13 protein-coding genes are annotated in these 12,877 nt (G+C 60.5%); 12 read left to right on the forward strand and 1 reads right to left on the reverse strand.

The window, feature by feature from the left end:
- The first annotated feature begins 128 nt into the window (after positions 1-128).
- The 7 genes from minD to KW062_RS21980 all read left to right on the forward strand — a co-directional run bounded on the left by minD (position 129) and on the right by KW062_RS21980 (position 7,124).
- Positions 129-941: a septum site-determining protein MinD gene (gene minD, locus KW062_RS21950; protein WP_027620025.1), complete on the forward strand. Its 813-nt coding sequence runs from the start codon at positions 129-131 to the stop codon at positions 939-941.
- Between the two features lie 3 nt (positions 942-944).
- The gene (gene minE / locus KW062_RS21955; RefSeq protein ID WP_027620024.1) at positions 945-1,199 is read left to right on the forward strand and encodes a cell division topological specificity factor MinE; all 255 of its coding nucleotides are present in this window, start codon (positions 945-947) and stop codon (positions 1,197-1,199) included.
- A 155-nt stretch (positions 1,200-1,354) separates the two neighbouring features.
- The gene (locus KW062_RS21960) at positions 1,355-1,990 is read left to right on the forward strand and encodes an RluA family pseudouridine synthase (protein WP_027620023.1); all 636 of its coding nucleotides are present in this window, start codon (positions 1,355-1,357) and stop codon (positions 1,988-1,990) included.
- A 53-nt stretch (positions 1,991-2,043) separates the two neighbouring features.
- Positions 2,044-3,147: a hypothetical protein gene (locus KW062_RS21965; RefSeq protein ID WP_105753799.1), complete on the forward strand. Its 1,104-nt coding sequence runs from the start codon at positions 2,044-2,046 to the stop codon at positions 3,145-3,147.
- A gap of 75 nt (positions 3,148-3,222) precedes the next feature.
- Positions 3,223-4,512, forward strand: a complete 1,290-nt coding sequence (locus KW062_RS21970; RefSeq protein WP_105753800.1) for a M18 family aminopeptidase — start codon at positions 3,223-3,225, stop codon at positions 4,510-4,512.
- A 199-nt stretch (positions 4,513-4,711) separates the two neighbouring features.
- The gene (locus KW062_RS21975) at positions 4,712-4,888 is read left to right on the forward strand and encodes a hypothetical protein (protein ID WP_177327264.1); all 177 of its coding nucleotides are present in this window, start codon (positions 4,712-4,714) and stop codon (positions 4,886-4,888) included.
- Positions 4,889-4,967: 79 nt separating this feature from the next.
- Complete coding sequence (locus KW062_RS21980) at positions 4,968-7,124, forward strand: mechanosensitive ion channel domain-containing protein (RefSeq protein ID WP_027620020.1); 2,157 nt, start codon at positions 4,968-4,970, stop codon at positions 7,122-7,124.
- Positions 7,125-7,136: 12 nt separating this feature from the next.
- Here the strand turns inward: KW062_RS21980 and phnR are convergent, their stop codons facing one another.
- A complete protein-coding gene (gene phnR / locus KW062_RS21985) occupies positions 7,137-7,850 on the reverse strand; it encodes a phosphonate utilization transcriptional regulator PhnR (protein WP_027620019.1) in 714 nt (237 codons plus the stop codon).
- A 361-nt stretch (positions 7,851-8,211) separates the two neighbouring features.
- Here phnR and KW062_RS21990 point away from each other — a divergent pair, with 361 nt between their 5' ends.
- From KW062_RS21990 to KW062_RS22010, 5 genes are all read left to right on the forward strand, one after another.
- On the forward strand, positions 8,212-9,279 hold the full coding sequence (locus KW062_RS21990; protein ID WP_027620018.1) for an ABC transporter substrate-binding protein: 1,068 nt from the start codon (positions 8,212-8,214) through the stop codon (positions 9,277-9,279).
- Positions 9,280-9,419: 140 nt separating this feature from the next.
- Positions 9,420-10,226: an alkaline phosphatase family protein gene (locus tag KW062_RS21995; protein ID WP_105753801.1), complete on the forward strand. Its 807-nt coding sequence runs from the start codon at positions 9,420-9,422 to the stop codon at positions 10,224-10,226.
- Positions 10,205-11,068 (forward strand): ABC transporter permease, encoded by an 864-nt coding sequence (locus tag KW062_RS22000; RefSeq protein ID WP_177327263.1) that lies wholly within the window; start codon positions 10,205-10,207, stop codon positions 11,066-11,068. Before KW062_RS21995 ends, KW062_RS22000 begins: the two co-directional genes overlap by 22 nt.
- Positions 11,055-11,855, forward strand: coding sequence for an ABC transporter permease (locus tag KW062_RS22005; RefSeq protein ID WP_105753802.1), 801 nt, complete (start codon positions 11,055-11,057; stop codon positions 11,853-11,855). The genes KW062_RS22000 and KW062_RS22005 overlap by 14 nt, the downstream gene beginning before the upstream one ends.
- Positions 11,852-12,841 carry an ABC transporter ATP-binding protein gene (locus tag KW062_RS22010; RefSeq protein WP_105753803.1) on the forward strand — a complete coding sequence of 330 codons (990 nt, stop codon included), beginning with the start codon at positions 11,852-11,854 and terminating at the stop codon, positions 12,839-12,841. Before KW062_RS22005 ends, KW062_RS22010 begins: the two co-directional genes overlap by 4 nt.
- Positions 12,842-12,877: the final 36 nt, after the last annotated feature.

Genomic DNA, 12,877 nt, shown 5'->3' on the forward strand with positions numbered 1-12,877 from the left:
CAGAAAGCGGTGTTTACCAACGGTAAACCCTGCCCCAGGCCTGATTCCAGCCAAGGCGGTCCGACTGCAGTCGTTTCAAGAGATGTTTTTCGGGGCTAAAAGTCCTTTTTCCTTAGGGGTGAAACACCTTGGCCAAGATTCTCGTGGTTACATCCGGCAAGGGTGGTGTGGGTAAGACCACCACCAGCGCCGCTATCGGTACCGGCCTCGCAATGCGCGGTCACAAAACAGTCATCGTCGACTTCGACGTCGGCCTGCGTAACCTCGACCTGATCATGGGTTGCGAGCGCCGCGTGGTGTATGACTTTGTCAACGTGGTCAACGGCGAAGCCAACCTGCAGCAGGCCCTGATCAAGGACAAGCGCCTTGAGAACCTCTACGTGCTGGCCGCCAGCCAGACCCGCGACAAAGACGCGCTGACCACCGAGGGCGTGGAAAAAGTGCTGATGCAACTCAAGGAGGATTTTGATTTCGTGGTCTGCGACTCCCCGGCCGGTATCGAAAAAGGTGCCCACCTGGCCATGTACTTCGCTGACGAAGCGATCGTCGTGACCAACCCGGAAGTCTCCTCGGTACGTGACTCCGACCGCATGCTTGGCCTGCTGGCCAGCAAATCGCGTCGCGCCGAACGAGGCGAAGACCCGATCAAAGAGCACCTGCTGATTACCCGCTACCATCCAGAGCGCGTAAGCAAAGGCGAAATGCTCGGCGTTGAAGACGTCAAGGAAATCCTCTCGGTGACCCTGCTCGGCGTGATCCCGGAATCCCAGGCGGTGCTCAAGGCCTCCAACCAGGGTGTTCCGGTGATTCTCGACGACCAGAGCGATGCCGGCCAGGCCTACAGCGATACCGTAGATCGCCTGCTGGGCAAGACCGTGGATCATCGATTCCTCGATGTACAGAAGAAGGGATTCTTCGAGCGCCTGTTTGGAGGCAACTAAACAATGAACCTTTTTGACTTCTTTCGTGCCAACAAAAAGCAAAGCACCGCGTCGGTAGCGAAAGAGCGTCTACAGATCATCGTGGCGCACGAACGCGGCCAACGCAGCACCCCGGACTACCTGCCAGCCTTGCAGAAGGAATTGGTAGAAGTGATCCGCAAGTACGTCAATATCGGCTCCGATGACGTACACGTGGCACTGGAAAACCAGGGCAGCTGCTCGATTCTGGAACTCAACATCACCCTGCCCGATCGCTGAGTCGATCCGTCAGGTATCACGGCAGTTAGAACACCTGCTGATCCAATGTGGGAGCGGGTTTGTCCGTGAAGGTTCAGGCACACTCAACTTCAGTGTTGGCTGTGCTGAACCTTCGCGGGCAAGCCCGCTCCCACACGTTATGAGGCTGTTTTTTAATGCCGCTGTCGAATATCCACATCCTCCATCAGGATGCCGCCGTCCTGGTGGTGAACAAGCCGACCCTGCTGCTCTCCGTGCCGGGCCGTGCCGATGACAACAAGGACTGCCTGATTACCCGTCTGCAGGAAAACGGCTACCCGGAAGCGCGGATTGTTCATCGCCTGGATTGGGAAACCTCGGGCATCATCCTGCTGGCCCGTGACCCGGACACCCATCGCGAGCTGTCTCGTCAGTTTCATGATCGTGAAACCGAAAAAGCCTACACGGCGCTGTGCTGGGGCCAGCCAGAGCTGGACAGTGGCAGCATCGACCTGCCGCTGCGCTACGATCCGCCGACCAAGCCACGGCACGTGGTGGATCACGAATTCGGCAAGCATGCCCTGACCTTCTGGCGCGTCCTCGAGCGTTGCGGCGACTGGTGCCGGGTCGAGCTGACACCGATCACCGGGCGCTCTCATCAATTGCGCGTGCACATGCTGTCCATCGGCCACCCGCTGCTCGGCGACGGGCTGTATGCCCACCCGCAAGCCCTGGCGGCGTATCCTCGGCTATGCCTGCACGCCAGCATGCTGAGCTTTACCCACCCGCAAAGTGGCGAGCGCCTGCGCTTCGAGTGCCCGGCACCGTTTTAAGCGCATTCAATACCCCCAAGCCCCCTGTTGAAACCAGAAGGACGCCTGGCCACATGACGCCTATCACCTCCCCCGCGTCGACGCCCCTTGAGATCGCACCGCAACAGTTGCTGTATCTCATCTATGGCGACAAGGACGTCTACCGGCGCGAAGCCAAGTTCAGCATGCTCACCGCCCTCGCCCAGCTCAAGCGCGGCGAGTCGCTGTGCATCAGGATCATGACCGATCGGCCGCAGGACTACGCCGGCTGGCCGGTGGAGACCATCACGCTCGATGAACAGACCCTCAAGGGCTGGCAGGGCGATAATGGCTACATCCATCGCCGCAAGGCCTGCGCCATTACCCAGGGCCTGAGGCTGGCGGACAAGACCCTGTTCGTCGACACCGACACCCTGTTCCTGGAAAACCCGCTGCGATTGTTTGAAAAAATCGCCCCCGGGCAGTACGTGATGGATCGCTTCGAGTACGACTGGAGCACCGTTTGCGCACGCGCCGACTACGTCAAACTGGGCCAGCACCTGCAAGCCCACGGCATCAATGCGCAGAACAGTTTCAAGCTGTACAACAGCGGCTTGTGCGGCGTCACTGCAGGCGACTCGGCGATGCTGGAGGAGTCGATTCGACTGATCGACGAATGGACCCGAGGTTCGTTCGATATTCACACCATCGAGCAAATTGCCATTTCTTTCGCCATGCGCGACAAACCGGTGCAGGAAGCGAAGAAGTTCGTGTATCACTACTTCGCCGAGAAGAACTTTTTCCATGCCATGCAGAAGCACTTTTTCACCCAGCATGGTGAACAGTTCCGCCCACAATTGCCGGCGCTGTGCACCGAAGTGCCGCGCTGCAAGCCGATACCCTCGCCCTGGCAGCGGCTGCGGATCAAATGGAAGCTGCGCAATAAAAGCGACAGCCTGAAGAAAGTCGGCCGCGCCTTGTTGTACGGCAGCGCCGCCCCAGAGCATCCCTACTACGAGGTGTGCCGCCATGAGTGGTGGGAATCGGCCGCGCGGGAAATCCTGCGCTGGGACGAAAGCAAACAGCAGAAATTTTTCGGCCCCCACAAGGGACGCTGGCCCAAACAGCTGCCCAAGCCTGCCCGGGCAAATGACGAACAAACCATCATTGCTTACCTGCGCAAACGCCTGGCCGACTGATCCCGGCGCGCAAGCACTTGCCCAACGCGCCGGGGCAATACGTTAAACTCGCGACACTGCTGTCTGGAGCTACTTATGCGCGAAGAGTTGAACCAAGGCCTGATCGACTTCCTCAGGGCCTCCCCTACCCCCTTTCATGCCACTGCCAGCCTGGTTCAGCGCCTGGAAGCGGCGGGTTATCAGCGCCTTGACGAGCGCGAACCCTGGACCACCGAAGCCAACGGTCGCTACTACGTCACCCGTAATGATTCCTCGATCGTGGCCATCAAGCTGGGCCGTAACTCGCCGCTGTACGACGGCATCCGCATGGTCGGCGCTCACACCGACAGTCCGTGCCTGCGAGTCAAGCCGCAACCCGAATTGCAGCGCCAGGGTTTCTGGCAACTGGGCGTCGAAGTCTATGGCGGCGCGCTGCTTGCCCCCTGGTTCGACCGCGACCTTTCGCTGGCTGGCCGGGTGACCTTCCGCCGCGACGGCAAGGTCGAAAGCCAACTGATCGATTTCAAGGCGCCGATTGCGATCATTCCCAACCTGGCGATCCACCTCAACCGCGAAGCCAACCAGGGCTGGGCGATCAACGCGCAAACCGAGCTGCCGCCGATCCTTGCGCAGTTTGCCGGCGACGAGCGCGTCGACTTCCGTGCCGTGCTGACCAATCAACTGGCACTGGAACATGGCCTCAACGCCGACGTGGTGCTGGATTACGAGCTGAGTTTCTACGATACCCAGGGCGCAGCCGTGATCGGCCTGCACGGCGACTTCATCGCCGGCGCGCGCCTGGACAACTTGCTGTCGTGCTACGCCGGCCTCCAAGCCTTGCTCACCGCCGATACCGAGGAAACCTGCGTCTTCGTCGCCAACGACCACGAAGAAGTTGGCTCCTGCTCGGCCTGCGGTGCCGATGGCCCGATGCTCGAACAGACCCTGCGCCGCCTGCTGCCTGAAGGCGAAGAGTTCGTGCGCACGATCCAGAAATCGCTGCTGATTTCTGCCGACAATGCCCACGGCGTGCACCCCAACTACGCCGACAAGCACGACGCCAACCACGGCCCGAAACTCAATGCCGGCCCGGTGATCAAGGTCAACAGCAACCAGCGCTACGCCACCAACAGCGAAACCGCCGGTTTCTTCCGCCACCTGTGCATGGCCGAAGAAGTACCGGTGCAGAGCTTCGTGGTGCGCAGCGACATGGGTTGCGGCTCGACCATCGGCCCGATCACCGCCAGCCATCTGGGCGTGCGCACTGTGGACATCGGCCTGCCGACCTTTGCCATGCACTCGATCCGCGAACTGTGTGGCAGCCATGACCTGGTGCATCTGGTGAAAGTGCTCAGCGCGTTCTACGCCTCGCGCGAATTACCCTGATATTGATGATCCCCTGTAGGAGCGAGCCTGCTCGCGATGACGGTGTGTCAGGCAATGAATAGGTTGCCTGTGCCAGCCTCTTCGCTGGCAAGCCAGCTTCTACAGTGAGGTGTACGTAATCTCATTAAATTGACATTCGTCAGCTCACCCACCACAAACCCACCTACACTCGAACCCGTCCCTTGCCAAGGCTGTTGCCATGATCTCGATGTCACTGTTTTCCTCCATGCTGATCCCGATTCTGTCGGGCATGATCCTGTTGGCCATCGGCTTCAACTTTCGCGACAAGAATGCCGGTGTGTTCTCGATGTGGATCGGCATGCTGGTGATCCTCGCCACCGTGGTCATCAAGATCCTCGCCAAGCTCAACGAATAAAAGCCGCCACTGCGCTCGCATTGGTCCTGCCCCCCTCGTACACTCGGTCAACCTGTACCTGTTTGAGGTTGACCGCCTAGTGTTCGCTCGCCTGCTGGCCCTGCCCTCCACCTTGTTGCTATGCCTGCTGATGCTGTTGCCCATGGCACCGGCCCAGGCCGTTGGTTTGCCGAGCCTGCTGGGCAGCTCGAACAAAACCCAGCCGGAGGCCACCGAGCCTTTGGGGCAATCGCTGGACGAGGTGATCAAGTCGCTGGAGAACGACCAGCAACGAGCCAAGTTGCTGGCCGACCTGAAGAAGCTGCGCGACGCCACGAACAAAGCCCAGACGCCTGCCGAAGAAGGTGTATTGGGGTTGATTGGCGGCACCCTGGCGACGATTGAGAAACAGTTTTCCGGTGCCGACAGCCCAATCACCCGCTGGACCGACGAGCTCGACCTGGCTCAGCAGGAATTCAACGCCCTGCTGCTGCCGGCCAACGAATGGCTGCCGATCATCTTCGGCTTCGCTGTGGTCCTGATGCTCTGGAGCCTGCTCGCCGCCGCCTTGATCTGGCTGGGCCATCGGGTGCGCATGCGCTTCGGCCTGACCGAAGAACTGCCGCAACACCCAAAGGCCCTCGACATGCTGCGCTTTGCCCTGCGCAAGCTCGGGCCGTGGCTGATTGCTTTGGTGATCACCGTCTATATGAGCTACGCCCTGCCCTCGTCACTGGGCAAGTCGCTGGCGATGGTGCTGGCCTATGCGCTGGTGGTCGGCACCTGCTTCTCGGCGATCTGCGTGATCGCGTTTTCCCTGCTCGACGGCCCGCACCGCCACCGCGCGCTGTACATCCTGCGCCATCAGGCTTTCCACCCACTGTGGCTGATCGGCAGCTTCGCCGCCTTCGGTGAGGCGCTAAACGACCCGCGCCTGGTGGCCGGCCTCGGTCCGCACCTGGCCCACGCCACAGCCACCGTGGCCAATGTCCTTGCGGCGCTGTTCACCGGGCTGTTCATCCTGCGCTTCCGCCGGCCCATCGCGCACCTCGTACGTAACCAGCCACTGTCCCGGCGCCTGACCCGCCGTGCCCTGAGCGACACCATCGAAATCCTCGGGACCTTCTGGTATCTGCCGGCGCTGGTGCTGGTGGGCATTTCGCTGTTCGCCACCTTTGTCTCCGCCGGTGACACCAGCACCGCCCTGCGCCAATCGCTGATCTGCACCGTGCTGCTGGTGCTATGCATGGTGATCAACGGCCTGGTGCGTCGCCATGCCCTCAAACCGCAACGCGGGGCCAAGCGCCACGCGCTGTATTCGGAACGCCTGAAGAGTTTCTTCTACACCCTGGCACATCTGCTGGTGTGGCTGACGTTCATCGAACTGGGCCTGCGCGTCTGGGGCCTGTCGCTGATCCGCTTCACCGAAGGCGATGGCCACGACGTCAGCGTGAAGATCCTTGGCTTGGCCGGTACGCTGATTTTTGCCTGGCTGGTGTGGATCCTCAGCGATACCGCCGTGCACCTGGCCCTCACTCGCTCACGCAAGGGCCTGGCCAACGCCCGCGCGCAGACCATGATGCCGCTGATCCGCAACGTGCTGTTCGTGGCAATTTTCATCATTGCGCTGATCGTCGCCCTGGCCAACATGGGCATGAACGTCACCCCGCTGCTGGCCGGTGCCGGGGTGATCGGTCTGGCCATCGGTTTCGGCGCGCAGTCACTGGTGGCCGACCTGATCACCGGGCTGTTCATCATCATTGAAGACTCCCTGGCTATCGATGACTATGTCGACGTCGGCGGCCACCTGGGCACGGTCGAAGGCCTGACCATCCGCACTGTGCGCCTGCGCGATATCGATGGCATTGTCCATACCATTCCGTTCAGCGAAATCAAAAGCATCAAGAACTACTCACGGGAATTCGGCTACGCGATCTTCCGGGTGGCGGTGCCCTACAACATGGAAATCGACGACGCGATCAAACTGATGCGCGAGGTCGGGCAGAAAATCCGCACCGATCCCCTGCAACGCCGCAACATCTGGTCGCCCCTGGAAATTCAGGGCGTGGAAAGCTTCGAGTCTGGCAGCGCGATCCTGCGCGCCCGCTTCAAGACTGCGCCGATCAAGCAATGGGAAGTGTCGCGAGCGTTCAACCTGTCGCTCAAACGCCACCTCGACGAAGCCGGACTGGACCTGGCGACGCCGCGGATGAGCATTCAGGTGATGAATGTGGGCGGCGGCAAAGAGCAGGATTAGTAGATAGCCTGCTCAAACCACCTCGACCCCGACATGGATCGCATCGTGGCGCCAGAACTCCAGGTCACAGTCGATCAAGCGTTCATGCTGGTCATAATTGACCCGGGCAATCCGCAACCCCGGGCTCCCCGCCGACACCCGCAACGCCGCTGCCGCGTCCAGCGGCAATGAGGTCGGGACAATTTCGAAGCGCACCCGTCCGTAGTGCAAGTCGTAGTGCCGCGCGTACAACTCAGTGATCGACTGATTCAGATCGAATTCGAGAATCCCCGGGAAGTACTGCGGATTCAGATAGTGCTCAACGTACAGCACCAGGCGCCCATCGATGCGTCGCGAGCGGCAGATCTGGATCACGCTGGATAGCGCCGGCAACTGCAGCCAGGCACAGACCGCCGCCGACGCTGGCTGCAAGCGTGCACTGATGACCTCGGTCGACGGCACTCGCCCCTGGGCACTGACCATCGCGTGAAAGTGACTGCGTTGCATCAGGTTGTAGGCAAGCCGTGGTGGGGAAACGAACCAGCCGCGACGCTCCTCGCGATAAATCTGCCCTTGGGCTTCCAGTTGTAACAGTGCCTCGCGCACGGTGATCCGCGTGGTGCCGAACAGCTCACTGAGCTTGCGCTCCGCCGGCAGTTTGCTCGCTGGCGTCAGCAAGCCGTGGTCGATCTGCTCCTGCAGCACCTGGCCGATGGCTGTGACCGCCTTGGTTGCCTCTTCACGCATCAACGTTACCTATCTGGACTAGACCAGCACTGTTTCAGGGCTGTAACGCGCCAAAAAGTGCCCCTTCAAACCTAGTGCAAGCCTAGGCATTGCACATGACCGATCGATGACAAAGCCGCCGAACGGCTGCCCCACAGGCGTTGCAATTCAGCGGCCAAGTCCCGTCAAACCGGCAATGCAACGATGGTCTACGCTTACTTCGCAGCCACCCCACGGGAGTGAAAAATCCTCACAGGCGTGAATGACCGACATCAAAGTGTCATCCACCGCCCCTAAATTGGCTCGGGTATTGCTGACCTAGACCAACCCAACCGCAAACGTTAAAAAAACGCAGCGTTGAATACGCCCAAAGGAGCTTTCGATGAAACAGCTTTTCCTGGCATCACTGTTAGGCACGACCATTGCCATGTGCACCGCCGCCATGGCCGCTGACACCGATCTGAAATCCCTCGAAGCCGCTGCGCGTGCGGAAGGCGCGGTCAATAGCGTCGGCATGCCCGATGACTGGGCCAACTGGAAAGGCACTTGGGAAGACCTGGCCAAAAACTACGGGCTCAAGCACATCGACACCGACATGAGCTCGGCCCAGGAAATCGCCAAGTTCGCCGCCGAAAAAGACAACGCCAGCGCCGACATCGGCGACGTCGGCGCGGCCTTCGGCCCGATCGCGGTCAAGCAGGGCGTGGTGCAGCCCTACAAGCCTTCGACCTGGGACCAGGTACCCGACTGGGCCAAGGATAAAGACGGCAACTGGGCCCTGGCCTACACCGGCACCATCGCGTTTATCGTCAACAAGAAGCTGCTGCACGGCTCCGAGGTTCCGACCAAATGGGCCGACCTCAAGACCGGCAAATACAAGGTCTCCATCGGTGACGTGAGCACCGCCGCCCAGGCTGCCAACGGCGTGCTGGCAGCGGCCCTGGCTAACGGTGGTGACGAGAAGAACCTGAAACCGGCGCTGTTGATGTTTGCCGAAATCGCCAAGCAGGGTCGCCTGTCGATGGCCAACCCGACCATTGCCACCATGGAGAAAGGCGAGGTCGAAGTGGGGGTGGTCTGGGACTTCAACGGCTTGAGCTACAAGGCCAAGATGGCCAACCCGGATGACTACACCGTGCTGATCCCGTCCGATGGCTCGGTGATTTCCGGCTACACCACGATCATCAACAAATACGCGAAGAACCCCAACGCCGCCAAGCTGACCCGCGAGTACATCTTCAGCGATGCAGGCCAGATCAACCTGGCCAAAGGCAACGCTCGGCCAATCCGCGCCGAACACCTGACCCTGCCCGCCGAGATCCAGGCCAAGTTGCTGCCTAACGAGCAGTACAAAGGCGTGACCCCGATCAAGGACGCCGACGCTTGGGAAAAAACTTCCAAGGCGCTGCCACAGAAGTGGAACGAAGAAGTCATCGTAGAGATGAAGTAACCCCTGTAAGAGCGAGCCTGCTCGCGATGGCGCCCTGACATTCGAAGATCCTCTCGGGTGTCAGACCGCTCTCGCGAGCAGGCTCGCTCCTACAACGAATTACGATGTTTCGAGTTACTGATGTACGGAGTTTCAGTGCCATGAGTCACAACGTCATCCTTGTCGTCCTCGACGGTCTCAACTACGAAGTCGCGCGGCACGCCATGGGGCATTTGCAGGCCTATGTGCAGGCGAAAAAAGCCGCCCTGTACAAACTCACCTGCGAGCTGCCTTCGCTGTCGCGCCCGCTCTACGAAACGATCCTGACCGGGGTCACGCCGATCGACAGCGGTATCGTCCACAACAACGTCGCGCGCCTGTCCAACCAGCGCAGTATCTATCACTACGCCCGTGACGCCGGCCTGACTACCGCCGCCGCGGCCTATCACTGGGTCAGCGAGCTGTACAACCGCTCCCCCTTCGTCCCGGCCCGAGATCGCCACACCGCCGAGCCCGAATTACCGATCCAGTACGGCCACTTCTATTGGTCCGACCACTACCCGGATTCGCACCTGTTCGCCGACGCCGAACACCTGCGCCTGCAACATGCCCCGCACTTTCTGCTGGTGCACCCGATGAACATCGACGACGCCGGGCACAAGCACGGCCTCGACACCCCGCAGTACCGCAACAGCGCCCGCTCGGCCGACATCATCCTGGCCGACTACCTGCAAGGCTGGCTCGACGCCGGCTACCAGGTGCTGGTGACCGCCGACCACGGCATGAACAACGACCGCTCCCACAACGGCCTGCTGGCCGAGGAACGGGAGGTCCCACTGTTTGTGATTGGCGATGCCTTCAGCTTCGACCCCGATGCCGCTCCCGCACAGCTCGAGCTGTGCGGCACGGTGTGCCAGTTGCTCGGCATACCCCACGACAAACCTGTATGCCGGGAGTTGCTCAAGTGAACGCCATCACGCGCGGTAAATGGCTGGCAGCCTTGTGCCTGGTGCCTTTTGCGATCTTCTTTTTCGTGTTCCAGATCGCCCCGCTGTGCTGGGTGCTGATCAACAGCCTGCAATCGGAAGAGTTTGGCTGGGGCCTGGCCAACTTCGATAAAATCTTCAGCTCCAGGTTTTACCTGCAAGCGATCCAGCACAGCTTGGAAATCAGTTTTTATTCCAGCCTGTTCGGCATTGTCATTGCCATCCTCGGCGCCTACTCGCTGCGCCGGGTCGACTCCAGGCTGCGTAACTTCGTCAACGCCTTCGCCAACATGACCAGCAACTTTTCCGGTGTGCCCCTGGCCTTCGCCTTCATCATTCTGCTGGGCTTCAACGGCAGTATCACCATCATGCTCAAGCAGGCCGGGATCATTGAGGACTTCAACCTGTACTCAAAAACCGGGCTGATCATCCTCTACACCTACTTCCAGATTCCCCTGGGTGTATTGCTGCTGTACCCGGCGTTCGACGCCCTGCGTGAAGACTGGCGCGAATCCGCCGAGTTGCTGGGGGCCAACGGCTGGCAGTTCTGGCGCCACATCGGCCTGCCGGTGCTGACCCCGGCCCTGCTCGGCACTTTCGTGATCCTGCTGGCCAACGCCCTGGGCGCCTACGCCACGGTGTACGCCCTGACCACCGGCAACTTCAACGTCTTGCCGATCCGCATCGCGGCGATGGTTTCAGGTGACATTACCCTGGACCCGAACATGGCCAGTGCCCTGGCCGTGGTGCTGGTGGCCTTGATGACCCTGGTGACCGTGGTCCATCAGTTATTGTTGAAGAGGAGCTACCATGTCTCGCGCTGAACCCGGCTCTGCAGCCCTTTATCACCGCGTGGTGGTCTACCTGCTGTTTGCCATCTTGCTGCTGCCGCTGGTTGGCACGCTGATCTACTCGATTTCCAGCAGTTGGTCGGCGACCATCCTGCCCTCCGGCTTCACCTTCAAGTGGTACCTGCAACTGTGGAGTGACCCGCGTTTTCTCAATGCCTTCGGCCAGTCGCTGCTGGTCTGCGTCGGGGCGCTGATCCTGTCGGTGGTGCTGATCCTGCCGCTGCTGTTCGTGGTTCATTACCACTTCCCCAAGCTCGACGCACTGATGAACATTCTGATTTTGCTGCCGTTCGCGGTGCCGCCGGTGGTGTCCTCGGTGGGGCTGTTGCAACTCTACGGTTCCGGTCCCTTCGCCATGGTCGGCACACCCTGGATCCTCATCGGCTGCTACTTCACCGTGGCGCTGCCGTTCATGTACCGGGCGATCACCAACAACCTGCAGGCGATCAATCTGCGCGACCTGATGGACGCCGCCCAACTGCTCGGCGCCAGCACCTGGCAGGCAGCGTTCCTGGTGGTCCTGCCCAACCTGCGCAAGGGCCTGATGGTGGCGTTGCTGCTGTCGTTCTCGTTCCTGTTCGGCGAATTCGTGTTCGCCAACATCCTCGTCGGCACCCGCTACGAAACCCTGCAGGTGTACCTCAACAACATGCGTAACAGCAGCGGTCACTTCACCAGCGCACTGGTGATCTCCTACTTCCTCTTTGTGCTGGTTCTGACCTGGGCTGCCAATATCTTGAACAAGGACAAAAGCCAATGAGCTATGTCAGCGTCCAACACCTGCAAAAAAACTATTCCGGCACCACGGTGTTCAGTGACATCAACTGCGAGATCCAGAAAGGCGAGTTCGTCACCCTGCTCGGCCCATCGGGTTGCGGCAAGTCCACCCTGCTGCGCTGCATTGCCGGGCTGACCGCGGTGGATGGCGGCAAGATCCTGCTCGAGGGGCAGGACCTGGTGCCCATGAGCCCACAAAAACGCGGGATCGGCATGGTGTTCCAGAGCTATGCACTGTTCCCCAACATGACCGTGGAGCAGAACGTGGCCTTCGGCTTGCGCATGCAAAAGGTCAATGCCGACGACAGCCACAAGCGCGTGCAGGAAGTGCTGCAACTGGTGGAGCTGACGGACTTTGCCGCGCGTTATCCGCACCAGTTGTCCGGCGGTCAATGCCAGCGCGTGGCCCTCGCCCGCTCACTGGTCACCCGGCCGCGCCTGCTGTTGCTCGATGAGCCGCTGTCGGCACTGGACGCGCGGATTCGCAAACACCTGCGCGAACAGATCCGTCAGATTCAACGTGAACTGGGCCTGACCACCATTTTCGTCACCCACGATCAGGAAGAAGCCCTGACAATGTCTGACCGAATATTCCTGATGAACCAGGGAAAGATCGTACAAAGTGGCGACGCAGAGACGCTCTACACTGCGCCGGCGGATGTATTTGCCGCCGGTTTTATCGGCAACTACAACCTGCTCGACCCGGCCAGCGCCAGCAAACTGCTGCAACGGCCGGTCACCAGCCGTATCGCAATACGCCCCGAAGCCATCGAATTGAGTCGCATCGGTGAACCGGACGCACTGATCCGCAGCCACAGTCTGCTGGGCAATGTCATTCGCTACCGGGTCGAAGCTCGGGGCGTGGAACTGGTGGTGGATGTGCTGAACCGTTCGGCGGCCGACCTCTATGCCGATGGTCAACGTCTGGCACTGTCCATCGATCCGACGGCCTTGTGTGAGGTAGCGTAATGCTTGTGCCGCAACCACCGATTTCGAAGAGAGAAC

Origin of the sequence: Pseudomonas fluorescens (genome assembly GCF_019212185.1) — a bacterium.
GTDB lineage: Bacteria > Pseudomonadota > Gammaproteobacteria > Pseudomonadales > Pseudomonadaceae > Aquipseudomonas.